The 25,780-nt window shown below is 71.8% G+C and carries 19 protein-coding genes; 10 read left to right on the top strand and 9 right to left on the bottom strand.

Features of this window, described 5'->3' with window-relative positions:
- Window positions 1–9: 9 nt before the first annotated feature.
- The 3 genes from AOM02_RS06230 to AOM02_RS06220 form a co-directional block, all read right to left on the bottom strand.
- Complete coding sequence (locus AOM02_RS06230; protein WP_062297812.1) at window positions 10–1,806, bottom strand: dipeptide/oligopeptide/nickel ABC transporter permease/ATP-binding protein; 1,797 nt, start codon at window positions 1,804–1,806, stop codon at window positions 10–12.
- Entirely contained in the window at window positions 1,803–2,744 is a 942-nt protein-coding gene (locus tag AOM02_RS06225) for an ABC transporter permease (protein ID WP_062297810.1), read from the bottom strand. The genes AOM02_RS06230 and AOM02_RS06225 overlap by 4 nt, the downstream gene beginning before the upstream one ends.
- 63 nt (window positions 2,745–2,807) lie before the next feature.
- Window positions 2,808–4,361, bottom strand: a complete 1,554-nt coding sequence (locus AOM02_RS06220) for an ABC transporter substrate-binding protein (protein WP_062297808.1) — start codon at window positions 4,359–4,361, stop codon at window positions 2,808–2,810.
- Between the two features lie 108 nt (window positions 4,362–4,469).
- On the opposite strand from AOM02_RS06220, the gene AOM02_RS06215 reads away from it, so the two are divergent.
- The 5 genes from AOM02_RS06215 to AOM02_RS06195 all read left to right on the top strand — a co-directional run bounded on the left by AOM02_RS06215 (window position 4,470) and on the right by AOM02_RS06195 (window position 10,477).
- Complete coding sequence (locus AOM02_RS06215) at window positions 4,470–5,090, top strand: TetR/AcrR family transcriptional regulator (protein ID WP_062297805.1); 621 nt, start codon at window positions 4,470–4,472, stop codon at window positions 5,088–5,090.
- Window positions 5,091–5,154: 64 nt separating this feature from the next.
- Window positions 5,155–7,932, top strand: a complete 2,778-nt coding sequence (locus tag AOM02_RS06210) for an alpha-L-rhamnosidase (RefSeq protein ID WP_062297802.1) — start codon at window positions 5,155–5,157, stop codon at window positions 7,930–7,932.
- Window positions 7,933–8,057: 125 nt separating this feature from the next.
- Entirely contained in the window at window positions 8,058–8,987 is a 930-nt protein-coding gene (locus AOM02_RS06205) for a LysR family transcriptional regulator (RefSeq protein WP_062297800.1), read from the top strand.
- A gap of 118 nt (window positions 8,988–9,105) precedes the next feature.
- A complete protein-coding gene (locus AOM02_RS06200; RefSeq protein ID WP_062297798.1) occupies window positions 9,106–9,660 on the top strand; it encodes a quercetin 2,3-dioxygenase in 555 nt (184 codons plus the stop codon).
- Window positions 9,650–10,477, top strand: coding sequence for an alpha/beta hydrolase (locus AOM02_RS06195; RefSeq protein ID WP_228373785.1), 828 nt, complete (start codon window positions 9,650–9,652; stop codon window positions 10,475–10,477). The genes AOM02_RS06200 and AOM02_RS06195 overlap by 11 nt, the downstream gene beginning before the upstream one ends.
- Window positions 10,478–10,482: 5 nt before the next feature.
- Here AOM02_RS06195 and AOM02_RS06190 read toward each other — a convergent pair whose 3' ends face one another.
- Window positions 10,483–11,274: an IclR family transcriptional regulator gene (locus tag AOM02_RS06190; RefSeq protein WP_062297794.1), complete on the bottom strand. Its 792-nt coding sequence runs from the start codon at window positions 11,272–11,274 to the stop codon at window positions 10,483–10,485.
- Window positions 11,275–11,313: 39 nt separating this feature from the next.
- Window positions 11,314–11,868 carry a carboxymuconolactone decarboxylase family protein gene (locus AOM02_RS06185; RefSeq protein ID WP_062297792.1) on the bottom strand — a complete coding sequence of 185 codons (555 nt, stop codon included), beginning with the start codon at window positions 11,866–11,868 and terminating at the stop codon, window positions 11,314–11,316.
- A gap of 115 nt (window positions 11,869–11,983) precedes the next feature.
- Between AOM02_RS06185 and AOM02_RS06180 the strand changes: the two genes are divergently transcribed.
- The 5 genes from AOM02_RS06180 (at window position 11,984) to glgX (ending at window position 17,751) form a co-directional block, all read left to right on the top strand.
- On the top strand, window positions 11,984–12,895 hold the full coding sequence (locus AOM02_RS06180; protein ID WP_062297790.1) for an alpha/beta hydrolase fold domain-containing protein: 912 nt from the start codon (window positions 11,984–11,986) through the stop codon (window positions 12,893–12,895).
- Window positions 12,896–12,919: 24 nt separating this feature from the next.
- Window positions 12,920–13,699 (top strand): SDR family NAD(P)-dependent oxidoreductase, encoded by a 780-nt coding sequence (locus AOM02_RS06175; RefSeq protein ID WP_062297787.1) that lies wholly within the window; start codon window positions 12,920–12,922, stop codon window positions 13,697–13,699.
- Between the two features lie 30 nt (window positions 13,700–13,729).
- Window positions 13,730–14,605: a fumarylacetoacetate hydrolase family protein gene (locus AOM02_RS06170; RefSeq protein WP_062297785.1), complete on the top strand. Its 876-nt coding sequence runs from the start codon at window positions 13,730–13,732 to the stop codon at window positions 14,603–14,605.
- Window positions 14,602–15,453 carry a fumarylacetoacetate hydrolase family protein gene (locus AOM02_RS06165; protein ID WP_062297782.1) on the top strand — a complete coding sequence of 284 codons (852 nt, stop codon included), beginning with the start codon at window positions 14,602–14,604 and terminating at the stop codon, window positions 15,451–15,453. Before AOM02_RS06170 ends, AOM02_RS06165 begins: the two co-directional genes overlap by 4 nt.
- 144 nt (window positions 15,454–15,597) lie before the next feature.
- Window positions 15,598–17,751, top strand: a complete 2,154-nt coding sequence (gene glgX, locus AOM02_RS06160) for a glycogen debranching protein GlgX (RefSeq protein ID WP_062298139.1) — start codon at window positions 15,598–15,600, stop codon at window positions 17,749–17,751.
- 63 nt (window positions 17,752–17,814) lie between these two features.
- On the opposite strand, the gene AOM02_RS06155 is transcribed toward glgX, so the two are convergent.
- The 4 genes from AOM02_RS06155 to AOM02_RS06140 all read right to left on the bottom strand — a co-directional run bounded on the left by AOM02_RS06155 (window position 17,815) and on the right by AOM02_RS06140 (window position 25,711).
- The gene (locus AOM02_RS06155; protein WP_082104918.1) at window positions 17,815–21,420 is read right to left on the bottom strand and encodes a glycosyl hydrolase 53 family protein; all 3,606 of its coding nucleotides are present in this window, start codon (window positions 21,418–21,420) and stop codon (window positions 17,815–17,817) included.
- 437 nt (window positions 21,421–21,857) lie between these two features.
- Window positions 21,858–22,754, bottom strand: a complete 897-nt coding sequence (locus AOM02_RS06150) for a sugar ABC transporter permease (RefSeq protein ID WP_062297778.1) — start codon at window positions 22,752–22,754, stop codon at window positions 21,858–21,860.
- Window positions 22,754–24,352, bottom strand: coding sequence for an ABC transporter permease subunit (locus AOM02_RS06145; RefSeq protein ID WP_062297776.1), 1,599 nt, complete (start codon window positions 24,350–24,352; stop codon window positions 22,754–22,756). The genes AOM02_RS06150 and AOM02_RS06145 overlap by 1 nt, the downstream gene beginning before the upstream one ends.
- 96 nt (window positions 24,353–24,448) lie before the next feature.
- Entirely contained in the window at window positions 24,449–25,711 is a 1,263-nt protein-coding gene (locus tag AOM02_RS06140; RefSeq protein ID WP_062297774.1) for a sugar ABC transporter substrate-binding protein, read from the bottom strand.
- Window positions 25,712–25,780: the final 69 nt, after the last annotated feature.

Raw genomic sequence — 25,780 nt, 5'->3', positions numbered from 1 at the left:
TGGTGTCCTTCACTTCAGGGCCCCCGTCCCGAGCAGGCCGGCGCTCGTGACGCCCGCGAGGGGCGCGCGCGGCGCCCCCTTCGGGATCGCCTCGAACAGCGCGCGGGTGTAGGGGTGGCGGGGGTCGTCGAACACGTCCGCGGTGGCGCCCGTCTCGACCATGACCCCCTTCTGCATGACGGAGACGCGGTCGCAGATGTCGGCCACGACGCCGAAGTTGTGGGTGACGATGAGGATCGCCATCCCGAGCTCCTCCTGGAGGTCCCGGAGCAGGTCGAGGACCTCGGCCTGCACCGTGACGTCGAGCGCGGTGGTGGGCTCGTCGGCGATGAGCAGGTCGGGGTGGGACGCGACCGCGCCCGCGATGAGCACGCGCTGCGCCATGCCGCCCGAGAGCTGGTGCGGGTACGAGCCGAACGCGCGCTCGGGGTCGGGGATGCCCACCCGGGCGAGCAGCGCCAGCGCGCGCTCCTTCGCCTCCTTGCGCGACAGCCCCGCGGCCTTCACGAGCGGCTCCGTGAGCTGGTGGCCCACCGTGAACGACGGGTCGAGGTTCGACATGGGCTCCTGGGGCACGTAGGCGATGCGGGTGCCGCGGAGGCGGTTCATCTGCGCGTCGCTCAGCCCGGTGAGCTCCTGGCCGTCGAACACGATCGAGCCGGCCATCACCTTGCCGCCCTTGGGCAGCAGGCCGAGCACCGAGAACGCTGTCTGCGTCTTGCCCGAGCCCGACTCGCCGATGAGGCCGTGGGTCTCGCCGCGGCGCACGGTCAGACGACCGCCCTTGACCACCGTGGCGTAGCCGTCGCCCGCCTGGTAGGCGACCGCGAGGTCGCGGACCGCGAGGAGCGGCTCCGAGGCGTCCTCGCCGCCGTGGTCGACCACCGCGGGGACGTCCTCGTCGAGCGACCACGCCGGCGCCTTGCGCGACCGGCGACGCTCCGACGTGCCCTCGAGCTCGTCGCGCAGCGCGGTGCCGAGCAGCGTGAGCGCCACGGTGGTGAGGCCGAGCGCGAGCGCGGGCCACAGCACGAGGGTCGCGGAGCGGGTGATGTTGTAGAAGCCCTCGTTGAGCATCTGCCCCCACGTCGGGATCGTGGGGTCGCCCAGGCCGAGGAAGTCGAAGCCGGCCTGCATGCCGATGCCGGCGGCGATCACGCCCGACATCAGCAGGATCACGGGGGCGCGGACCGCGAGCAGCACGTGGCGGCCGATGATGCGGCCGTCGCCGAGACCCGAGGTGCGGGCCGCGTCCACGTAGAGCTCGCCCCGGACGGCGCGAACCGAGTTGTAGACGACGCGGTAGTAGACGGGCGAGATGAAGATGCCGAAGATCGCCATGGTCCACCACATCGAGGGGCCGATCACGGCGCGCGCGGCGATCAGCACGATGATCGACGGCAGCGACATGGTCAGCGCGGTGAACCACGCGCCCACCGCGTCGACGAACCCGCCGTAGTAGCCGGCGATGAGGCCGGCCGTGACCCCCACGAGGGAGGCGACGGCCATGACGAGCAGGCCGCCCGCGAGCGAGAACGCGGTCGCGATGAGCAGCCGCGACCAGATGTCGCGCCCAGCCGAGTCGCCGCCGAGGAGGTACTCCCCGCCCGGCTCCGCGAAGATCATGCTGAGGCTCGTCTCGGTCGGGTCGTGCGGCGCGATCCACGGCGCGATCACGCCGACGACCACGATCACGGCGAGGACGATCATCGAGACGCCGCCGAGCGGGTGGACGAGCAGGCGACGGAGGACGCCGCGGCGAGGGGCGCCGGTGGCGGACGATGCGGTGGTGGTCGGGGTGCTCATGAGACACGCACCTTCGGGTTGACCCAGGCCTGGATGACATCGACCAGGGTGTTGACGACGACGACGATGACGCCGGTGACGACGACGATGCCCATGACGACGGGGATGTCGCCCTGGGACGTGCTCGACAGCGCCAGCGGGCCGAGGCCGGGGATGGAGAACAGCTGCTCGACGATGACGGCACCGCCGAGCAGGATGACGAACTGGAGGCCCAGCACGGTGAGGGCGGGCCCGGCGGCGTTGCGCAGGACGTGCTGGTAGACGACGCTGCGGCGCGGGAGCCCGCGGCTGCGCAGCGTGCGGACGTAGTCGCGCTCGAACGCGTCGATCATCGCCCCGCGCACCTGCTGCGCGACGCCGCCGATCGAGCCGAGGGTCAGCGCGATCACGGGCAGCGCGATCGAGAGGAGCCACTCGGAGGGCGACTCCGAGAAGCGCGTATAGCCCGTCGCCGGGAACCAGTCGAGCTCGATCGCGAAGACCAGGACGAGGGCCATCGCGAGCAGGAAGCCGGGGATCGCCTGGCCGATGACGGCCAGGATCTGGACCGCGCGGTCGAGCCAGCCGCGGCGGGTGGCCGCGAGCGCGCCGAGCGTGATGCCGATGACGGCGGTGAGGAGCACCGACCCGACGGCGAGCGTCACGGTCACGGACATGCGGGTGGTGACGGCCTCGGTGACCTCCTGGCCGCTGAACCACGAGCGGCCGAGGTCGCCGGTGAGCGCCGAGCCGGCCCAGTCGAGGAACTGGACGATCGCGGGCCGGTCGAGGCCGAGCCGCTCCTCCACGACCGCGACCGCCTCGGGTCCGGCCTGCTGGCCGGCGATCCGCTGCGCGGTGTCGCTGTTGCCGAGCTGGAGGAAGAAGAAGGTGAGCACCGCGAGGGTGACGATGAGGCCGACGCCTGTCGCGAGGCGCTTGCCGACGAAGCTGAGCATGATGTCTCCGAGGGGGGTGGAGGCCGGTGGGGGCGGGCGTGCCCGCCCCCACCGGCGTTCCGGTTACGCGGGGGTGATGTCCCAGAGGTTGGCCACGGCCTGGCCGGACTTGTTCGTCACGGCGAAGCCGTCCGCGGTGACGATCACGCCGAGCACGCGGTAGAAGGGGGCGAACCACGCCTCCTCGACCATGTAGGCGTTGAGCTCCTGCGCGGCCGCGGCGCCGTCCTCACCGCCGAGGCGGATGCGGGCCGCGAGGCCCTCGACCGTCTCGTCGGCCTGGTGGAAGACGTTCCACGCGGCCCCGGGCGCGATCGCCTGGTTGTAGGTCTGCCACGCGAGGGGCTCCTGGTTGAGGCCGAAGTTGAAGGCCGACCAGGTGCCGCCCAGCAGGTCGCCGAAGAAGCTCTCACCGGCCTGCTCGTACTCGATGAAGATGTTCGACTCGGCCAGCACGCCCGCGATGAGCTCGTACTCCGAGGCGGGGACGAAGCCCGTCTGCGGCATCACGATGGTGACGCCGTCGGCGTAGCCGGCCTCGGCGAGCAGCGCCTTCGCCTTCTCGGGGTCGTACGGGTAGGCGTCGTCGAGCGCGGCGTCGAACGCGTCGCCCTCGGTGTTGAAGATCTGCGTGGTGACCTCGCCGTAGCCGGCCTCGAGGCCCTGGAGCAGGCCCTCGCGGTCGAGCGCGTAGTTGATCGCCTGGCGCACCCGGACGTCGCCGAGCGCCTCGTTGTTCATGCCCCAGCGGTCCGCGAGGATGATGCCCTTCCAGTTCACCGGCTCCGAGTTGATGGTGTAGCCGGCGGACTCGGCGTCCGGGATCTGCGTGACCGAGTTGAGGTTCGCCACGTCCACCTGGTTGTCGCGCAGCGCGTTGAGCAGCGCCGAGGCGTCCGCGTAGTAGTTGATGGTGAGCGAGTCGAAGTGCTGGTCCTCGGGGGCCCAGTAGTCCTCGTTCGGCGTGAACACGTAGGTCGCGCCGATCGTCGACGCGGCCGTGTCGAGCACGTACGGGCCCGTGCCGACCGGGGTGGTCTGCGCGTCCTCGGCGTCGAACGTCGAGGGCGAGGCGATGAGGCCGGCCTGCAGGCTGAGGTTGATCTCGAGCGCCGGGTCGGGCGCGGAGAGCGTGATGACGACCGTGTCCTCGTCCGCCGCGGTGACGTCGGCGACCGCGTCGAGAAGGCCGCGGTCGGGCGAGGCGCCCTCGCGGAAGCGGTTGAGGTTGTCGACGACGACCTGCGCGTCGAGCGCGGTGCCGTCGGTGAACGTCACGCCGTCGCGGATGTCGAGGGTGAGCTCGGTGAGGTCGTCGTTGTACTCCCACGCCTCGGCGAGACCCGGCTCGATCTCGTTCGTCGCGGACGTCCGGAGCAGGCTGTCGTAGACCGCCATGTAGTAGGTGGCCTCGTTGCCCCAGGCCGCGTCCGCGGCGATCCAGGTCGAGATGTCGACGACCGAGCCGTAGCGGAGATCCCCGCCCTCGACGACGGCGCCGGCCGAGTCGCCGCTCGCGCCCGCGCTGGGGGAGTCGTCGGCGCCCGTGGACGAGCAGGCGGTGAGGGTGATGGCGGCGGCACCTGCCAGTGCGGCGAGCCGTGTAGTGCGAAGCATCGTTGCTTTCCTCCTTGAGGTGACGTCATCGGCGACGTGGTGGTGACGCTAGCACGCAATTTCTTAAGGGTGCAAGAATTTCAGATCACGACCTGATAACCTCGCTTCATGGCAACGCAACGGGGCGCCTACAGGAAGTCGGCGAAGCGTCGGGAGGAGATCCTCGACGCCGCCTTCGACGTGTTCTCGCGCCAGGGGTACACGGCCGCATCGGTCAACGAGATCGCCCGCACGGTCGGGATGACGCAGCCCGGGCTGCTGCACCACTTCGGGTCCAAGCTCGCGTTGCTCGAGGCGGTGATGGAGCGCCGCGACCAGCTCGCGCTCGACATCCTGTCCGGACGCCACGACGTCGAGTTCCTGCGCGGACTCCTGGAGATCGCGCGGCGAAACAAGGCCGTACCAGGGCTGATTCGCCTCTATTCGATCCTCGCCGCCGAGTCCTCCGCACCGGACCATCCGGCCCACGCGTACATCTCGCGGCGTTTCGGGTTCGTCGTCGAGGGCACGACCCGCGCGTTCGAGGAGATCCGGGACCGCGGGCTCCTGCGCGAGGGTGTCGACCCGCGCACCGCGGCGATCGAGACCACGGCGATGGCGGAGGGCCTGCAGCTGCTGTGGCTGCAGGGCGTCGAGGTCGACATGGAGACCATCGTGCGCGGCAACTTCGAGAACTACCTCACCGTACCGCTCGCGCGGCTCGACGAGGCACCCGTCCGCGGCGCCTGAACCACCCCGCATCTTTCACCCATAAGAAATTGACGGCGCTTCCGCGCGCCGCCCGAGGAGCACCATGCAGCCCACCGCCTCCCTCCGCCTCACCCGCCACCCGGACGGCGTCGCGACCACCGCGACGCCCACCCTCGGCTGGCGCGTCACGACCGACGCGCCCGGCTGGATCCAGGCCTGGGCCGAGCTCGCCGACGGCACCGGCGCGGTGCACCGCCTCGTGGGCTCCGACGCCGTCGCGGTGGCCTGGCCCTTCGCGCCGCTCGCCCCGGGCGAGCGGCGCACGCTCACGGTGCGCGTCGCATCGTCCACGGGGGTCGAGACCGGGTGGAGCGCCCCGCTCGAGGTGCGCGCGGGCTTCCTCGGCGCGGGCGCGTGGGAGGCCGCGTTCGTCGGCCTCGCGGATCCCGATCGCGTGGCCCAGCCGGCGCTGCTGCGCCACGCCTTCGACCTGCCCGAGGCCCCCGTCGAGGCCGTGCTCTTCGCGAGCGCGATCGGCGCCCACGCGACCAGCATCAACGGGACGCGCACCGACGACCGCGTGCTCGCCCCCGGCTGGAGCGCGTACGACAAGCGGATCCAGCTCGACAGCACCGACGTGACCGGCCTGCTCCGCGCGGGCGCGAACACGATCGGCGTCGTGCTCGCCGGGGCGTGGCGCACCGAGGGCTACGGCTTCTTCGGCCGCCCGCAGCGCGTGTACGGCGAGCAGCCGTCCTACGCGGCGCAGCTGTGGATGCGCTTCGCCGACGGTACCGAGCGCACCGTCGCCACCGGGCCCGACTGGCTCGCGCGCGGCGACGGCCCCATCACGGAGTCGAGCATCTACGCGGGCGAGACGGTCGACCTGCGACGTGCGGTCGAGGGCTGGGATGAGCCCGGCATCGCGACCGACGGCTGGGCGCCCGTCGCGGTCGAGGAGGTCGCCCTCGCGCCCGAGCCGCGCCTCGCTCCCCCGGTGCGGGTCACCGAGGAGGTCGCCGTCGTCGAGGTGATCACCACCCCGTCGGGCGCCACGGTGCTCGACTTCGGCCAGAACCTCGTCGGCCGGGTCCGGGCGATCGTCGACGGCCCCGCGGGCGCCGTGATCACGCTGCGTCACGCCGAGGTCCTCGAGCACGGCGAGATGGGCATGCGGCCGCTGCGCGCCGCGGTCCAGACCGACACGTTCACGCTCGCCGGCACGGGCGCCGAGGCGCTCGAGCCCGAGTTCACGTTCCACGGCTTCCGCTACGTCGAGGTGACGGGCTGGCCCGGCGAGCTCGACCCGGCGGCGTTCACCGCGCGGGTGCTCCACAGCGACATGGCCCGCACCGCCCGCTTCGACAGCTCGCACCCGCTGGTGAACCGCCTGCATGAGAACGTCGTGTGGGGCATGCGCGGCAACTTCCTGTCCGTCCCCACGGACTGCCCGCAGCGCGACGAGCGCCTCGGCTGGACCGGCGACATCCAGGTGTTCTCCCCCACCGCCGCGACGCTGCACGACTGCGACGCGTTCCTCGCGGACTGGCTCGTCGACCTCGCGCGCGAGCAGGAGGCGCACGCCGGCGTCGTGCCGATGGTGGTGCCCGACGCGCTCCGCGGCCACGCGCGCCCCGCCGCCGCGTGGGGCGACGCCGCCACCGTGGTCCCGTGGGAGCTCTACCGCCGCTACGGCGACCGCGAGGTCCTCGCGGACCAGCTGCCGAGCATGCGCGCGTGGGCCGACGTCCTGCTCGCCCAGGCCGGCGAGAGGCGCCTGTGGGAGGGCTCGATGCAGTTCGGCGACTGGCTCGACCCCGACGCCCCGGCCGACCAGCCCGGCGCCGCCAAGGTGTCGCGCGACATCGTCGCGACCGCGTACGTCGCCCGCTCCGCGCGCATCGTCTCGCAGGCCGCCGCCGTGCTCGGGGACGATGCGACGGCCGCCGCCTACGCGCTCCACGCGGAGGAGGTCGCCGCGGCCTTCCGCGCCGCATACGTCACCCCCGCCGGGCGCATGATGTCCGACGCGCCCACCGCGTACGCGCTGGCGATCGGCTTCGACCTCGTCACCGACCCCGGGCTGCGGGACGCGCTGGGCGCGCGCCTCGCCGAGCGGGTCCGCGCCACGCGCTACCGGATCAGCACGGGCTTCGTCGGCACGCCGCTGATCCTGGGCGCGCTCGCCGCGACCGGCCACGCCGACGCCGCCGCGCGCCTGCTGCTCCAGACCGACTGCCCGTCGTGGCTCTACCCCGTCACGCTGGGCGCCACCACGATCTGGGAGCGGTGGGACTCGATGCTCCCGGACGGCTCGATCAACCCGGGCGAGATGACGAGCTTCAACCACTACGCGCTCGGCGCCGTGGCGGACTGGCTCCACCGGTCGCTCGCGGGCCTGTCGCTCGCGACGCCCGGCGGCGCGCGCCTCACGATCGCGCCCACGCCCGTCGCGGGATTCGACCACGCGTCCTCGACCCAGGAGACGCCGCTCGGCACCGCATCGTCCGCGTGGCGGCGCGAGGGCGACGAGGTCGTCGTCGAGGCGGTCGTGCCGCCGAACGCGACCGCGACGGTCGTGCTGCCGTGGGGCGACGCGCCGGTCGAGGTCGGGTCCGGCGCGCACGCCTTCCGCGGCACGCTTCCCGCCCCGGCGGCGCCTGCCGGACCGTACTCGCTCGCCACGCCGCTGGCGGCGATCGCGGACGACCCGGAGGCCTTCGCGGTGCTCATGGCGACGCTGCGCGGGTTCAGCGAGGGCTACGCGGCCGGCTTCGCGGCGCGCACCTCGTGGACCGAGGGCAGCGCGCTGCAGGACGTGCTGTTCGGCGTCCCGCCGCACACCCTGGAGGAGCTGGACGCGGCGCTCGCCGCGGTCTGACGCCCGCCGTCACGAGGCCGGGGCCCGCACGGCATGTGCGGAACCCTGGCCTCGGCCGCGTCGCCACGGTTAGGCTGTGCCTCACGATCGGGGCGACGAGGCCCCGCTCGCCCCGGAGGTGGTCGGTGGACGTCTCGGTCCCCACGCTGCGCTACTTCAGCGTGCTCGCGCAGGAGCTGCACTTCGGCCGGGCCGCCGAGCGCCTGTCCATCTCCTCCCCGTCGCTGAGCCAGCAGATCGCCGGGCTCGAGCGCACCGTGGGCGGGCTGCTGTTCGAGCGCACCTCGCGCTCCGTGACGCTCACGCCGCTGGGCGCGGAGATGCTGCCCCACGCGACGCGGGTGCTCGACGCGCACGACGACCTCACCGCGTGGATCGCCGAGCAGCGCACGCCGGCCGAGACGACGCTCCGCCTCGGCGTCGTCGCGGCGGGCGCCGGCCCCCTCACCGCGGCGATCATGACCGCGGTCGCCGAGATCCCCCACCTGCGGCTCGAGATGAGGCGCGTCGGCTTCTTCGACGTCGAGCGGGAGCTGCTCTCGCGACGCGTGGACGCCGTGCTCGCCCCCGCACCGCTCCCGCACGACCAGGACGTTCTCGCCACCGCGCCGCTGTGGACCGAGCCGCGCGTGCTCATCATGCGCGCCGACCACCCGCTCGCGGGGCGCGCCTCCATCTCGATCGACGAGGTGCGCGACGAGACCTTCGTCGCGGTCTCCGGCGACCATGCCGACGCGATCGCATGGTGGACCGTCGACCCGCGGCCCGACGGCTCGCACCCGCGCCTGGGCCCCCGCGCCGACGACATCGAGGGGCTGCTCGAGCTGGTGTCGGCAGGCATGGGGGTCAACATCGCGGCCGCCTCCGCGGCGGCTCACTATCCGCGCGCCGACCTCGCGTTCGTGCCCATCGACGACATCGAGCCGGCGACCATCCTGCTGTGCACGCGGCGCCGGCGGGAGCCGACGGTGGCGGCCTTCGCGGAGATCGCCCAGGCAGAGGCCCGGCGCGCCCGAGCGACCGCCGACGGCGGCGCCGCGGCGCCTCGTCCATAGGCGACGCCTAACGAAACGTAGGGATCTCGAACTTCCCCGCCGGGACCTTCGTCCCGGATGCTGGTGCCCAGCGGCCCGACGACGAGGTCGGCCGCGGACCAACAAGGAGGTTGGCTCGATGTCCCCGAACGAGACCCCGGCCCTGGCGCCGCTACACGCAGGGATCCTGCCCGGAGAGCCCAAGCCGTTCTACCTGGACGATGGCGAGGGCGAGAAGTCCGTCGTCTTCGACACCCTCTTCACCATCCTGCTCACCGGCGACGAGACCGACGGCCAGTACGACGTCTTCAGCTGCGAGGGCAACGCGGGCGACATCATCCCGGCCCACATCCACCCCTTCACCCACGAGATCTTCTTCATCATGGAGGGCGCCGTCCACCTCTGGATGGACGACGAGCAGGGCTTCAAGGACGACAAGGTCCTCACCACCGGCGGCTTCGGCTACGTCCCCAAGGGCACGATCCACGCGTTCCGCATGGAGGCCACCTCGAAGATCATGGGCGTGAGCTCCGCGGGCTTCGCGCGCTTCTTCCACGGCATCGGCCGCCCCACGGACAAGCCGGGCATCCCCACGCCCGAGGAGTTCTACATCCCGTCCTTCGACCAGATGAAGGCCGCCGGCGAGATCTACGGCACGGTCTTCCGCCCCGACTACAACTTCCTTGACGACTGAGCTCGCGGCGGCCGTGACGGCTGACCCCGCGGCCCCGGCCGTGCTCCGCGACCTCGTGTTCGCGGAGCCGGTCGGGTTCCGCCCCCTGAGCCTCGACCTCCACCGGGCGCCGGCCGCAGGCGCGCCGGTCGTGGTGTTCGTCCACGGCGGCGGCTGGCGCGTCGGCAGCCGCCGCGACATGACCCCGACCATGCCGGGCGACGCGCCCTTCGCGCGGATCGCCGCCGCCGGACTGACCGTCGCGTCGGTCGACTACCGCCTCAGCGGCGAGGCCTGCTTCCCCGCCCAGGTGGACGACCTCGCCGCGGCCCTCGCCTGGCTGCGCGAGCACGGTGAGGAGCTCGGCATCGACGCCTCCCGCATCGTCCTGTGGGGCGAGTCGGCCGGCGCCACGCTGGCCGCGCTCGTCGCCCTGGGTCCGGACGATGCGCGGGCCGGAGTGCGCGGGGTCGTGGACTGGTACGGCCCGGCGGACCTGGTGACGCTCGCCGAGGGCCAGGACGCCCTCGACGACCCGGGCCTGCGGGAGGCGGGCTGGCTGGGACACGCGGTGGGCGCGGACGTCGACCGCGCGCACGAGGCGAGCCCCGTGTGGCGGGTCGCGCCGGGGGCGCCGCCGTTCCACATCGCGCACGGCACGTCGGACGGCGCCGTGCCGCCCTCGCAGAGCGTCGCGATGGCGCAGGCGCTGCTGGCGGCCGGGGCCGACGCGGAGCTCACGCTCGTGCCCGGCGCGGGGCACCTGTGGCAGGGCGAGGTCGACCGGGAGGCGATCCTCGACGCCGCGATCGCCTTCGCGCGCCGCGTGACGTCGTGAGCGGCCTAGAGCGCCCGCAGCCGCAGCGAGATGTCGTCCGCGGTCGCGCGGAGCGCCTCGAGCAGCGAACCGCGCAGCTCCTCGACGTCGTGGCGGTTGGCCGCGACGGCGATGTTGATCGCGGCCGCGGGGCTGCCGTCACGCCCGAGCACCGGGACCGAGACCGAGCGCAGCCCCGCCGCGACCTCCTGGTCCTGGAGCGCGAAGCCGTCGTCCCGGATCGCCGCGAGCGCGGGCTCGAGCTCGGCGGCGGAGCGCGCCGCGTTGGGGCCCACCGCGCGCGAGAAGTCGTAGCCGGCGAGGACGTCCCGGCGCTCCTGCTCGGGCAGGTAGGCCAGCAGCAGCTTGCCCATCGAGGTGACGGGCGCGGGCAGCGTCGAGCCCACCTGGACGTTCGCGGTGACCAGGTCGGAGTTGCGCAGCCGCACCAGGTAGAGCACCTCGTCGCCGACGAGCACGCCCATGTTGACGGTCTCCCCCGTGGCCTCCGCGAGACGGCGCAGGGGCTGCTCGCTCACCTGCACGAGGCTCGAGCCGCGCAGCGCCGCCGAGCCGAGCGTCAGCACGGCGACGCCCGGCCGGATGGTGCCGTCCTCCGAGCGCTCGACGAAGCCTCCCTCCTCGAGCGTCGCGACCACGCGGAACGCGGTGGGCATGGGGATGCCCGTGCGGTCGCTGATGTCGCGCAGCTTGAGCTCGGTCACGGTCTCGTCGAAGAGGCGCAGCACGTCCAGCCCCTTCGCGAGCGCCTCGATGCGGTAGCGGCTGCCCGCCTTGGCCTCGACATCAGCTTTCATAGTGTGAAACCTAACCCCTTCGTCCGGTATGGGACCGCGTCACCCGCCGACGCGGAAGATCCTCAGCTGCAGCGCGAGCGTCGCGTAGTAGCCCACGAGGGTCGAGAGCTCGAAGACCCCCGCGGCGCCGAGCGCCTCCTCGGCCTCGGCCCACGCCTCGTCGTCGAGGTCGCCGTCGAGCAGCGCGACCGTCGCGCGCACCACGGCAGCCTCGTCCCCGCCGAAGACCGCGGCATCCTCGCGGCGCAGCGCGGCGAGCTCATCGTCGGACAGGCCCGCCGCGCGGCCCACGGCCTCGTGCGCCTCGCGCTCGAAGTCGCTGTCCCAGCGCTCCGCGACCAGCAGGATCGCGATCTCGCGGCACCGGTCCGTGAGCGAGCCGCGGTAGCGGATCGCCGCGCCGAGGTCCTGCAGCGCGCCTCCGAGGCCGGGCGCGAGCAGCATCGCGTTGAAGGGCCCGCGCAGGGATCCATCGGGACGGGTGAGCGCGAAGTGCTGCGGGCCGGCGGCGCGCGGACCGCCCGCGATCGCGTCGTAGAGCGCGCGGCCGTCCGGGTCGAGCGACTCCGGGGGCAGCCCCTGCAGCCGAGCCATCGGCACCTCCCTGTGTCGATCGACAGGGCCGGCGGGTCGCGGTTGACGCCGCATCGGTCCCGCCGTAGATTCAACCATTAAAAATGCTTTTTGGTCAATGAAAGCGGGATCAACGATGATCACGATCGCCACCGAGGACATCGCGCTCCGGGCGGGAGGCCACGGATTCGGCATCCGGGTCTACCCCGCGGCGCGTCCCGACGGCACGATCATGGTCTGGCTCCACGGCGGCGCCTTCATCTTCGGCGACCTCGACGTGCCCGAGGCGGATGGCACCGCGCGCCACCTCGCCGAGCACGGCACGTCCGTGGTCTCCGTCGACTACACGCTCGCCCCGATCGATGCGCTGTCCTCTATCCCGCTTCCCCCGCCGCAGGAGGGCATGCCTGCGCCCGAGGACCTGGTCAAGGCGCTCGACAGCGGCCGCCCGCGCGCGCCGTTCCCGGTCGCGTCACTGCAGGCCGTCGCGGCGTTCGACTGGGCGGCGGAGCACGCGCTCGACCTGGGCGGACACGCACGCGCGGTCGCGATCGGCGGCGCGAGCGCGGGAGGCAACCTCGCCGGGGGCGCCGCCCTGCGCCTGCGGGACCGCGGCGGGAACGTGCCCAGCGCATCGTGCCTCATCTATCCGGTCCTGCACCCGACGCTGCCGAAGCCCGACGACGAGCTGGCGGCCAAGATCGCGGCCCTCGCCTCCGGGTTCGACATGTCCCCGGAGGCGACCGCCGCGATCGGCGCCAACTACCTCGGCGGCGCCTCGCCCGACGACCCGTACGCGTTCCCCGCGGGCCATGACCCCCGCGGCCTGCCTCCCACCTTGATCGTCAACGCCGACAGCGACCGCCTGCGCGCCTCGGGCCAGGCCTACGCCGCGGAGCTCGCCGCGGCCGGCGTCGACGTCGAGGTGGCCCGCGCGGCCGGCTCGGAGCACGGCTTCCTCAACGGCCTCGAGGACCCGCACCGGATCGCCGTGCTCGCCCGCATGTCCCGCTTCATCCACGAGCGCGCCGCCGCGGCGCGCGCCTGACCCCCGCCTCGAAGGAGAGACGCCATGACCCAGATCTTCCCCCGCTTCGCCGGAAAGACGGTGCTCGTCACGGGCGCCGGCACCGGCTTCGGCGCCGAGATCGCGGTGCGCGCCGCGCAGGAGGGCGCGCGCGTCGCGGTGCACTACCGGAGCTCGCGCGCGGGCGCCGAGCACACGCTCGAGCGCATCCGCGAGGCCGGCTCCGACGGGATCCTGGTCCAGGCCGACATCATCAGCTGGGACCAGATCAAGCGCATGGCGGACGAGGTGTGGGAGGCCTTCGGCGGCCTCGACGTGCTCGTCAACAACGTGGGCGACGTGTCGAGCGAGCAGATGTCCTGGAAGGAGCTCACCCAGGAGGCGCTCGACGCCGTGGTGGACGTGGACGTCAAGGGGACGCTGCTGATGACCCACGAGTTCGGCGCCCGCATGCTCGAGCAGGGCCACGGCAGCATCGTGAACGTCGGCTCGACGGTGGTCGTCAAGGGCTCGCCCCGCGCGCCCCAGTACGCCGCCGCGAAGTACGCGATCCTCGGCATCACCAAGTCCTACGCGAAGGCCTTCGCCCCCGCGGTGCGGGTCAACACCTTCGCTCCCGGCTTCATGGAGACGGAGCGGCTGCTCCAGCGCGAGGACTGGAAGAGCGGCCGCCGCGAGGTGCTCATCTCGCAGACCCCCATGGGCCACATCCCGCCGCCCGAGTTCGTCGCCGGCGCGTGCCTGTGGCTCGCGACCGACGAGGCGGCGCACCTCACCGGCGGCTACATGCTGGCCGACGGCGGCTTCAACATGGTCGGCGCCTGAGCGCGGACCCCGGACACCCCTAGGAGAGACATGAAGCTCATCACCTTCGACGAGGGCCGCGTCGGCCGCCTCGAGCTCGAGGAGGGCGTCGTCATCGAGCTCGACGTGCCGTCCACGCGCGAGTACTTCGAGCGCGGCGGCCAGGTCGGCGAGACCGGCGAGCGCCTGCGCTACGAGGACGTCACGCTGCGCGCCCCCATCCGCCCCAAGAAGTTCTTCCACACCGCGGGCAACTTCATCGACCACCACAACGAGCTCACGGCCGTCGACTGGTCGCACCCGGTCCACAAGGGCATCGTGTTCTTCCAGAACCTCGACGCGATCATCGGCCCCGAGGACCCGATCGTGTACCCCGAGGGCCTGACCAAGGAGCTCGACTACGAGCTCGAGCTGGCCATCGTCATCGGCAAGGGCGGCAAGTTCTTCGGCCCCGACGAGGCGGAGGACTACATCGCGGGCTTCACGGTGTTCAACGACATCACCGCGCGCGACATCCAGCGCAAGGAGATGGAGTCGGGCGTCTTCTCCTTCTCGAAGGGCATCGACACGTTCTGCCCGATCGGCCCGTGGATCGTCACCAAGGACGAGATCCCCGACATGCACAACATGGCGATGGAGCTGCGCGTCAACGGAGAGGTGCGCCAGCAGGGCAACACCAACGCCACGCGCATCACGTGGCCGCACCTGGTCGCGTACCACTCGCCGCAGATCTACTCCCCCGGCGACCTCATCACCACGGGCACGATCTCAGGCGTCGCCGCGGTGCAGAAGAACCCGTTCGACTTCTACCTCAACCCCGGCGACGTGGTCGAGGCCGAGATCGAGGGCATCGGCGTGCTCCGCAACCCCGTGATCTCGTGGCAGGACGCGTACGGCGAGCCCGCGCCCCAGCGGGTCGACTGGTGAGGATCGCGAACCTCGCCGGACGGCTCGTCCTCGTCACCGAGGACGAGCGGTCCGTCGACGTCGCCGAGGCCTCGGGCGGCCGCTTCGGCCCCGACCCCATGTCCGCCTTCGCGGATTGGCGGGCGTTCCGCACGTGGGCCGACGAGGTCCTGGCGGACGACCGCCCGGGCCTGCGCCGCTCGCCCCTCGACCGGGCGCGGCTCGGCCCGCCGGTGCCGCGCCCGCCGCAGATCCTCGCGATCGGCGTCAACTACCGCGAGCACGCGGACGAGGCCGGCTACCCGCCGGACAGCCTCCCCGTGACGTTCACCAAGTTCGCGTCGAGCCTCACGGGGGACGATGCGGCGGTGGCGCTGCCGCCCGGGAACGTCGACTGGGAGGTGGAGATGGTGGTGGCGATCGGCGTCGGCGGCCACGCCATCGCCCGCGAGGACGCGTGGGACCACGTCGCGGGCCTCACCGTCGGCCAGGACCTGTCGGAGCGCATCGCGCAGCTCGAGGGCGCGAAGCCGCAGTTCAGCCTCGCGAAGTCGCACCCGGGCTTCTCCCCGACCGGTCCGTGGCTCGTGACCCCCGACTCCGTTCCGGATCGCGACGACCTGCCGATCTCGTGCGCGATCGACGGCGAGACGATGCAGGACTCGCGCACGTCGCGCATGATCTACGACGTCCCGGAGCTGGTCGCGCGGCTGTCCGCCGTGCTGACGCTGCTGCCCGGCGACCTCATCTTCACCGGCACCCCGGCCGGCATCGGGAACCGGCGCACGCCGCCGCGGTTCCTGCGCGCCGGCGAGACCCTCGTGAGCACGATCCCAGGGGTGGGCGAGCTCACGACGCGGCTCACGTAGCCGCCGTCGGGGAGGCCGGATCGCTCCTCCGCGGGCCTCCCCGACGGCCTCACCCCCGCGACGGCGACGCACGGGCGCGCCGCGCATCGTCCCTCCCGGGAAGCAATCCTGGGTCTGAGAGCGTTCCTGCCTGACAATATGGACATGACCACCCCCACCGTCGCCCCGTCGCCCGACCCGCACCGCCTCGGCGTGCACCTCGTCGAAGGCGGGGCGATCGTCGCGGTCTACGCCGCGCACGCGACCGCGATGCACCTGTGCCTGTTCTCCGACGACGACCGCGCGGAGACCCGGATCCAGCTGCACGGCCCCCAGAACGGCATCTGGCACGCGTTCGTGCCGGGCATCGGGGTGGGCCAGCGCTACGGCTTCCGCGCCACGGGTCCCTGGCTGCCCAAGCAGGGCCACCGGTACAACCCGGCCAAGCTGCTGCTCGACCCCTACGGGCGCGGCATCGAGGGACGCCTCACCCCGATGACCGAGCCGGGCGCCAAGGCGCTGCTGAGCTCGCGGGACGCCACCGACTCCGCCCCGCTGATGCCGCGCTCCGTGGTGACGGAGAAGCCGTCGGGACCGTGGCAGACGCCGCATCCGCGCGTGCCGTGGGCGGACACCGTCATCTACGAGACGCACGTCAAGGGCCTCACCAAGACCATGCCGGGCGTCCCCGAGGAGCTGCGCGGCACGTACGCGGGCCTCGCGCACCCGGCCGCGATCGAGTACCTCAACGGGCTCGGCGTGACCGCGGTGGAGCTGCTGCCCGTCCACGCGTTCGCGCCGGAGCCGCACCTCGAGCACGGCGGCCTCGACTCGTACTGGGGCTACTCGACGCTCGGCTTCTTCGCGCCGCACGCGGGGTACGCCACCGAGGCCGCGCGCGCGGCCGGCGCGCAGGCCGTCCAGGACGAGTTCTGCGGCATGGTCGACCTGCTCCACCAGGGCGGGCTCGAGGTCATCCTCGACGTGGTCTACAACCACACCTGCGAGGGCTCCAGCTCGGACCGCGTGCTGTCGTGGAAGGGGCTCGACAACCGCGTCTACTACCGCAGCCAGACGCACGCCCCGCAGCACTACGACGACACCACGGGCACCGGCAACACGCTCGACTTCTCGCACCCGCTGGTGAGCAAGATGGCCCTCGACTCGCTGCGCTACTGGGCGACCGAGATGCACGTCGACGGCTTCCGCTTCGACCTCGCCGCCACTCTCGGGCGCACGATGCAGGGCTTCTCGAGCGACCACCCGTTCCTCGTGGGCCTCATCACCGACCCGGTGCTGGGCGGCCTCAAGCTCATCGCGGAGCCGTGGGACATCGGCCTCGGCGGCTGGCAGGTGGGCAACTTCCCGCAGCCCATGGGCGAGTGGAACGACCGCTTCCGCGACTACACGCGCGCGTTCTGGCTCCAGTGGGGCGCCGCCAGCTCGGGCCAGCGCCACCACCCGACCGCGCCCGAGCTCGCGACGCGCATCGCGGGCTCGTCCGACCTGTTCGGGCACTCGGAGCCGTACGGCATGCGCGGCCCGATCGCATCCGTCAACTTCATCACAGCGCACGACGGCTTCACCGCGCACGACCTCACGGCCTACAACCACAAGCACAACGAGGCCAACGGCGAGGACAACCGCGACGGCACCGACAACAACCGGTCCTTCAACCACGGCGTCGAGGGCCCGACCGAGGACGAGCTGATCCTGCACGCCCGTCGCCGGTCGATCCGCAACATGCTGGGCACGCTGCTCATCTCCGCGGGCACGCCGATGATCCTGGGCGGCGACGAGTTCGGGCGCAGCCAGGGCGGCAACAACAACGCGTACTGCCAGGACAACGAGATCTCGTGGTTCGACTGGGACCTCGACGACTGGCAGGTGGAACTGCAGGCGTCGATCGCCGAGTTGCTGCGGCTGCGGCGCGAGAACCGCGTGCTGCGCCCCGGACGCTTCTACGACGGCGTCGACGAGGACCCCACCGACCAGCTGTACCGCGCGGACTCCGCGTGGTTCCGCCACGACGGCGAGCATGAGGACGAGGACTGGTGGGAGGACCCGGAGACGCGCGTGGTCCAGTTCATGCGGTCCCTGTCGCGGCCCGCGGAGGCCGACGCGCTCGTGGTGGTCAACGGGAACGATGCGGCGGCCGAGGTGCGCATCCCCGAGGACCAGGGCGCGCCGTGGCGCCTCGCGTGGGACAGCGCGTGGGACTCGCTGGCCGAGCGCACGTCCGAGGTCGTGAAGCCCGGCGACACGCAGACGATGGAGGCGCTGTCGCTGCGCCTCTACCTCACCGAGCCCGAGGCCTGAGCCCGGCGTCGGCGGGCGCGGTGCGCGCGCGAGGCGAGGACGCCTCGCGCGCGCACCGGCCTGCTAGCCGAAGTACCGCACGAACCGCGGGTGGGAGATCACCCGGTCCGTCAGGTAGCCCTCCTTGGACACCGTCTCCTTGACGCGGATCCACGCGCCGCGGTCGGCGTTGCGGACCGTGTACGTGGAGCCGGTGGCGCCGGCGATCGGCTTGCCGTTGCGCAGCCACTGGTACGCGTACGCGTCGGGCGTGGGCCTCCAGCCCGTGACGGGGACCGACAGGCGCGAGCCGACGGCCGGGTTGCCGGTGATCCACGGGCGGTCGGGCTTGGCCATCACCTTGGGCACCGCGAGCGGCTCGGAGACGACCGTGGTGTCGAGGCGGCCCGCCTTGGTCGCGGTCACCACGACCTTGAGGTTCTTGCCCCGGTCGATGCCGCGGACCAGGTACGTGGCACGCGTCTCGCCCGCGATCGGCTTGCCGTTGCGCAGCCACTGGTACGTGACCGTGGTGGGGGTCGGCTCCCACGTGCCCAGGCGGGCGCGCAGCAGCGAGCCGGCCTTGGCCTTGCCCGTGATCGTCGGCACCGGTGCGGCGTCGAAGGCCACGGGCTCGAGCTCGAGCGCCGCGAGCGCCTGCTCGACGAGCGCCGCGGCGTCGTCGACCGTGGACTGCTGCGGGTGCTCCGCGCCGAGGACCACGTTCGCCGCCTCGACCGCGAGGTCAAGCGCCGCGAGCGAGTCCGCGGTGTAGCGGGACCGGTCGAGCGCCGTCGCCTGGTCGAGCGCGGCCGTGAGCGCGGCCGTGTCGGCCACAGGCACGTCGACCCGCTCGAGGACGACGTCGTCGAGGTAGCCCCACGCATCGTGCTGCGTGGTGCCCGCGAAGGCGACGGTGAGGACGCCGCCCTCGCCCACGGTCACCTCGGTGCTCGCCGTCACCCACTCGTTCCAGGCGCCGAACGTGAAGCCGGCCGAGGCCTCGTCCACCGCGGAGGTCGCCGTGAGCGCGAGGGTGGCACTGCCGCCGCCCCGGATGCTTCCGGAGAGCCGGTAGGTTCCGGCCGCGAGGCCGCTCACCTCCTGGGTTGCGCTGACGTCGAACGCCGCGCCGGTGCCGTTCCACAGGTTGAGCGCGTAGCTGCCGTGCTGCGGGCCGTCGCCGTTGACCCAGAAGGTGCCGACGTCGCCCGCCGGCCACGGGGTCGCCTCGAGGTTCCACGGCGACACGTCGTCGCCGCCCTTCTCGAAGCCGCCGTTGAGCAGCAGCGCCCGCGCGGTCACCGTCACGGTGGCGGTCGCCGTGCGGCCGCCGTCGGTCACGCCCGTCACGGTGTAGACGCCGGGGCCGTCGATCCACGCGAGCGAGCCGTTCCACACCACGGGCTCCGTGGTGGTGGTCTCGTCGTAGGCGTCGAGCGTGACGGTGCCGGGGAGCTCGATGGCGTCCCCCTCGGTGACCGTGAGCGCCACCGGGCGCACCGTGGGCTCCGGGATGCTGCCGTCGCCGGGCTCGAGCGCGTCGATCGCGGCGCGCACCGCCGCGACCGCCGCGTCGACAGAGGCCTGGCTCGGCTGGTCGGAGCCGAGCACGAAGCCCGCGCGGCGCAGCGACTTGTCGACCTGGAACATCGACACCGCCGACCACTCGCCGCGGTCGAGCGCCTCGGCCTCGGCGACGACATCCGCCAAAGCGGACGTGTCCGCCTCCGCGACGGGGACGTCAGCGACGAGCGCGAAGTCGTCGAACGAGCCCCATGCGCCGTCAGTGACGATCACAGTCGCGGAGATCGTGATGGCGTCGCCGGCGTTGACGTGGATGAGGTCGGTGACCGGGTGCTGCCAGACGTTGTAGCCCGCCAGCGAGAACTCCCGGTTGACCGTGGCGATGCCGGACGATGCGCTGATGTAGGTGGTCTCCCCCGCCACCTTCGCGCGGCCCTGGGCGTACACCGACAGCCGGTAGTCGCCCTCGGGGACCCCGGTGATCTCCTGGATCACCGTGCGGGTGCCGCCGCTGGCCGTGTAGAAGTGCGCGGAGCGGGTCGAGTCCAGCGGGTCGGAGGTCGACGACAGGTTGGCGGTGCCCGTCCAGGGCGCGACGCCGTCCTCGAAGCCCGGGTTGACCACGTAGTTGGTCGAGTCGACCGTGGGGTCGAGGACCGTGAGGGTCGCCGTGACGGCATCGCCGCCCGCGGTCACGCCGTGGACGGTGTACTGCCCGGCGCCCGTGGCCCAGGACTGGTCGAAGGTCCAGGTGACCGCCGCATCCTCGGAGGTGCCGTCGGTGTACTTGACGGTCACGGTCGCGGGCAGGGTGATCGCGTCGCCGTCGTTCACGGTGAGGTCGGGCGCCGCGATCTGGTCGACCTCGCGCGGCGCGACGGTGCCGGTGCGGACGTAGTCCCACACGCGCAGCGACTCGAGCGGGGTGCCGTCGAAGTCGAACAGCGCCTGGTTGTCCCAGCCGGAGCCGCCGTAGTTGGCGGCCGCGTCGGCCGAGTACTCGCCGGCGTAGGAGGACGCCCAGCCGGAGCCGAACTCCTCCCACAGGAGCGCGTTCTGCTCGGCCTCCTCCGGGGGGCCGACGGGCAGCCACGCGGGCTCCCAGTAGAAGACGCCCAGGCCGGCGTCGCCGACGTCCGCGACCGCCGCGATGACGTCGCGTACCGCGAGCGCCTGACCCTGCACCGTGGAGGAGTACTGGTCGTAGGCCGTGCGGATGTTGTTGGCGTACCCGTCGCCGTCCTCGAGGGTGTGCGCCCATGAGGTCTCCGCGACGATGACGTCCTTGCCGTACGTCTCCGCGACGTTGCTCAGCTGCGTCGTGAGGTTCGCGGTGGTGCCGTGCCAGTACGCGTAGTACGAGCTGGCGAACACGTCGTAGTCGATCTCGTCGCCGGTGCCCTCGACGCCGTCGGGGCCCTCGGCGAGCTGCGCGGCGTAGCCCAGGTACGTGCCCCGCTCGGGGTTCGTGAAGTGCACCGCGACCTTGGCGTCCGGCACGGTGTCGCGCACCGCCTGGGAGCCGGCCTGGAACAGCGCCGCGGACGCGGGCCAGCTCTCGCCCGAGAGCTGGAGGTTGGTGGTCTCGTTGCCGATCTGCACCATCCCGACGTCGACGCCCGCGTCCTCCATGGTCTGGAGCGCGTCGGCGGTGAAGTCGTAGAGCGCGTCGGCCTTCTCGGCGGCGGTCATCCCGTCCCAGGCCTTCGGCACGGGCTGCTGGCCCGGGTGCGCCCAGAAGTCCGCGTAGTGGAAGTCGACGAACACCCTCATGCCGGCGGCGGTGGCGCGCTGGCCGATCTCGGTGGCGCGCGCGACGTCGACCGTGCCGCCGCCGTAGCCGTGGCCCTCGCCGTCGTACGGGTCGTTCCACACGCGGATGCGCGCGTAGTTGACGCCCGCGTCCGCCATGACCTCGAACAGGTCGGCCTCCTGGCCGTCGAAGTCCTTGAACGTCACGCCGCTCTCCTCGAGCGACAGCACCGACGACGCGTCGACGCCGTTCATGAAGTCCGCTGCGAGGTTCTCGACCTGCGGCACCGTGATGCCCGCCTCGAGGGGCTCATCCGCGGCGGCGGCCGCGCCTGGCACCGCGACGACGCCGCAGACCGCCATGGCGGTCGCCGCGGTCGCGGCGCTTGTGGACCTGAGAGTGAGTCTCATGATTCCTTCCCTGTGATCGACAGTGATCTGCCGGCACGAGCCGGCGGTCCGGGCGCGGGGGGTGGGTCCGTGCCGGGTGGGATCCTCACGGGCGGCGTGGCGTCGCGGGGCCTCCCTGCCCCGTCCCGCACGACTCCCCTGCGAATCGGATGGCCTCACGGCCGCTGTCCGACGAGCGCGGTCCCACCGCACCCTGTGAACGGTCCCAACCTAACGCGCCCGGCGCGCCCGGGCGGGGGCCTCGGCGCGGATCGTGACACAACTGTGACCGGTTCCAACCGGGCGACGCGTGCACTCGCGCGCTCTCAGGGCACCGGGGCGGGGCGCATCGTCCCCGGGGTGGCCGCGCATCGTCCGCCCGTCGCCCGCCCGGGCACAGGAACGGGGTCCGGAGCGGCGCTGCGCCGCTGCGGACCCCGTCCCTGGAAGGAAGGCCGTCAGCCCTTGACGGATCCCGACGTGAGGCCTCCCACGATGAGCTTCTGGAGCGACAGGAACAGCACCAGGATGGGCGTCGCGGCGATCACCGCGCCGGCGGAGAAGATGCCCCAGCGCGCGGTGAGCTGGTCGGACACCCAGTTGTACATGCCGATCGCGAGCGTCCAGTTCTCCTGCGACACGAGCACCACCCTCGCGAGGATGTAGTCGTTGAACGCCGAGATGAACGCGAGCAGGCCCACCACCGCGAGGATCGGGCGCACCAGCGGGATGATCATGCCCCAGAAGATCTGCGCGTGGCTGGCGCCGTCGATCTTCGCGGCCTCGTCCATCTCCGCGGGGATGGAGTTGAAGAAGCCGTACATGAGGAACGTGTTCGCGCCGAGCGCGGTCCCCAGGTAGACGCAGATCAGCGCGAGCTTGGAGTTGATGCCCAGCGACGGGACCACCTCGCCGAGGGAGATCAGCAGCAGGAAGATCGCGACGAACGCGAGCGTCTGCGGGAACATCTGCAGGATCAGCAGGCCCGTCAGCGACGTGCGCCGGCCCTTGAAGCGGAAGCGCGAGAACGCGTACGCGGCGGCCGCGCCCATGAGCACCGCGCCCACCGCCGCGGCCACGCCGATGACGAGGGAGTTGCCCATCCACGTCCAGAAGAGCGTGTCGTTGAGCTCCTGGTAGTTGACGAGGCTGAACGAGGCGAACAGCTGCGACGCGCTCGCGAGGCTGCCGCGCTCGTCGAACGACGCGGACAGCACGAACACGAGCGGGAAGGCCGCGTAGAAGATCACCAGCGCGGCGAACGGGTACTTCCAGCCGACCTCGGCCCACCACCGCTTGCGGCGGGTGGCGTTGCGGCGGTTGTCCCTGCTGGTGGCGGTAGCGTCGGTGGCCATCAGATCTCCTCCAGCTTCTTGGTCTGTCGGAAGGCGAGCGCCGAGACGATGCCCACGACGACGAACACGACGATGGACAGCGCGGACGCGAGGCCGTAGTCGGCTCTACCTCCCTGCACGCCGGAGATCTGATAGATCGCGGTGATGAGGAGGTCGGTCGCGCCTAATGGCACGCTCGTATCGTCGAAGTTCGGCCCGCCGTCGGTGAGCATGAAGATGATGTTGAAGTTGTTGAAGTTGAACGCGAACGACGCGATCGCGAGCGGCGCCGTCGAGACGAGCAGCAGCGGGAACGTGATCGATCGGAACTGGCGCCAGCGGCCGGCGCCGTCGATCTTGGCCGCCTCCATCGTCTCGGAGGACAGCGACTGCAGCGCGCCGGTGCAGATGAGGAACCAGTAGGGGTAGCCCAGCCACAGGTTCACCATGATCACCGAGAGGCGCGCCAGCCACGGGTCGCCGAGCCAGTCGATGTCGGCGCCGAAGAAGAACCAGTCGTTGATGATGCCGAACTCGGCGTTGAGCATGCCGCGCCAGACGAGCGCCGTCAGGAACGAGATGAACGTGTACGGGAGGATGAAGAGCGTGCGGAGCGTCTTCTGGCCGCGCACGCGATCGTCGTTGAAGATCAGCGCGAAGAAGAGGCCGAGCAGGAAGCTCGTCGCGACCGTGAGGAACGCGAAGGCGAACGTCCAGGCGGTGATGCGCAGCAGCGGCTTGGCGTAGTCGGGGTCGCTGACCGCCTTGCTGAAGTTCTCGAGACCGACGCCCACGTACCACCCGGTGGGCAGGCTCGAACCGTCGTCGCCCACGAAGGTGCCGCGGTCGTTCGGGCTGTACACGACGCCCGAGTCGGTGTCGGTGAGCGTGTCCGCGTCGGGATCCCACACGAGGGACGAGCGGTAGATCTTCGCGGTCGAGCCCTCTCGCGTGCGCAGGGAGCCGTCGTTGGCGTCCTCGGAGACCGGCACGCGGAGGTCGGTCACCTCCTTGGCGAGCGCCTGGTCCGAGAGCAGGTCGCCGATCGGCACGACCTCCCAGCCGTCGACCGACGTCGGCTTGCCGCTGTCGTCGAGGCTGCCGCCGACCTCCTGGAGCGGCTGCTCCTCGGTGCCGACCTTGACCACGCCCTCGTCGCCGATGGCGAAGCCGATCGTGTCGCCGTCGCGGACCACCGCGAGCGGGTAGGTGGCCGAGCCCTCGACCTCGCGCTCGGCCTGGATGAGCGCGGCGTCGACGGCCTGCTGCTTCGTGCCGTTGTGGCCGGCGCCGTAGTTGGTGGTCGCGACGTAGGCCGTGTAGCCCATCGCGAACACCTGGAAGACGAGCAGGAACACGAGCCCCGGGTAGACGTACTTGAGCGGCAGGAACCGCTTGGAGAAGTACACCCAGTCGGCGACCACGAGGAACAGCACGAGCGCGGCGAGGATCGCCCACGCCTCCGCGTTCCAGGCCGACATGATGGCGGCGACGCCCAGGGCGTTGATCACCATCATGAGCAGCAGCTTCACGATGAAGCCCCAGCCCAGGCCCTGCCAGCTGCGCGCGTGGGCCTCCTTGTGCGGAGCCGGCGCGTGCGCCTCGGTGTCGGTGGACATCTGCTCTCCTGTTCCCATCAGCTCGTCGGCCCCTGCCGGGGTCCTCCGGTGCGGGGCGGGACGCGTGTGGCGCCCCGCCCCGCGAGGTGGAACCTCTTAGCCCTCGAGGGCCGCGGTGAGGTCGGTGATCATCTTGTTCCAGGTCTTGACCGGGTCAGCACCCTTGATGATCTTGGACTCGGCAGCGTTCCAGTAGTCCCACACGGAGCCCATCTCGGGGATGGACGGCATCGGGACGCCCTGGTCGGCCGAGGCCTGGAAGCCCTCGATCGCCTCGGGGAAGGCGGCCGACGAGGTGTCGACACCCTCGTACGCGGGGAGGCGCGGGTCGGCGTCGTAGAGCGCCTGCATGGCGTCCGGCGTCGCGATGTAGTTGGTGAGGAACGTGTTCGCGAGGAGCGCGTTCTCCGACTGCGACGAGACGTAGAACGCCTGGACGCCCACGAACGGCGCGGCGGTCTCGCCACCGGCCGACGGCACCGGGTTCACCTTGAAGTTGACGTCGGCGTAGTCGCCGAGCGCCCAGGGGCCCTGGACCGTGAACGCGCACTTGCCCGAGTTGAAGAGCTCGTTGTTGGTCGCGTAGTCGATGGTGGTCGAGATCAGGCCGGTGCCCTTCTCGCCGTTCTCGCCGAGCCACGTGGCGAAGGCCTCGCCCGCGTCGCCGCCCATGCCGACCTCGGAGGTGTACGAGCCACCCTCCTGGACGAACACCGGGGCACCGAACGACGTCTGGAACGGGTACATGGTGTAGCCGTCACCGGTCGCGCCGTTCGTGTTGATGCAGAACGGGTACTTGGCGCCCGAGTCCTTGCCGGCCTTGATCATGTCGTCCCACGTCGCCGGGGCGTCCTCGCCAACGAGGTCCGTGTTCTGGATCAGGGCGATGGCCTCGGTCGAGTACGGCATGCCGTAGACCTGGCCGTCGTAGGTGACCGCGTCCACGGCGACCTGCGAGAAGCTCGAGGCGTTCGCGCCGAGGTCGACGGTGTTGACGACACCGTCGGTGACGAAGGCGCCCAGCCAGTCGTGGGCACCGATGGTGATGTCCGGGCCCTCGCCGGTCGGGACCTGGGCGAGGAAGTCGGCACGGAGGTCGTCGAAGTTCTTCTGGACGAGCTCGACGGTCGCGCCGGTCTCCTCCTCGAACGCCGCGGCCGCGGCCTCGACGGCGGGCTGACGGTTCTCGTCGACCCAGATGGTGAGCGTGAGACCCGTGGCGTCGATGGCCGACGAGGTCTCGGAGGCCGAGGCCTCGGGGGTGGAGCTGGCCTCCTCCGTCGTCGTGCCCGACGAGCACGCGGCGAGAAGCGCGACAGACGTCGCCACAACGGCGACCTTGCCGATCGTGTTACGCATGGATATTCCTTCCAGAGTGGAGCCACATTGCGCGCCTCTGGTGAGATCGCGTCTCTGCGACAGGTTACT

It is taken from the genome of Demequina maris, from assembly GCF_000971155.1.
Classification (GTDB): Bacteria; Actinomycetota; Actinomycetes; order Actinomycetales; family Demequinaceae; genus Demequina; species Demequina maris.
The sequence above is the reverse complement of the archived record's forward strand: the minus strand, read 5'-3'. Positions and strand labels throughout refer to the sequence as shown.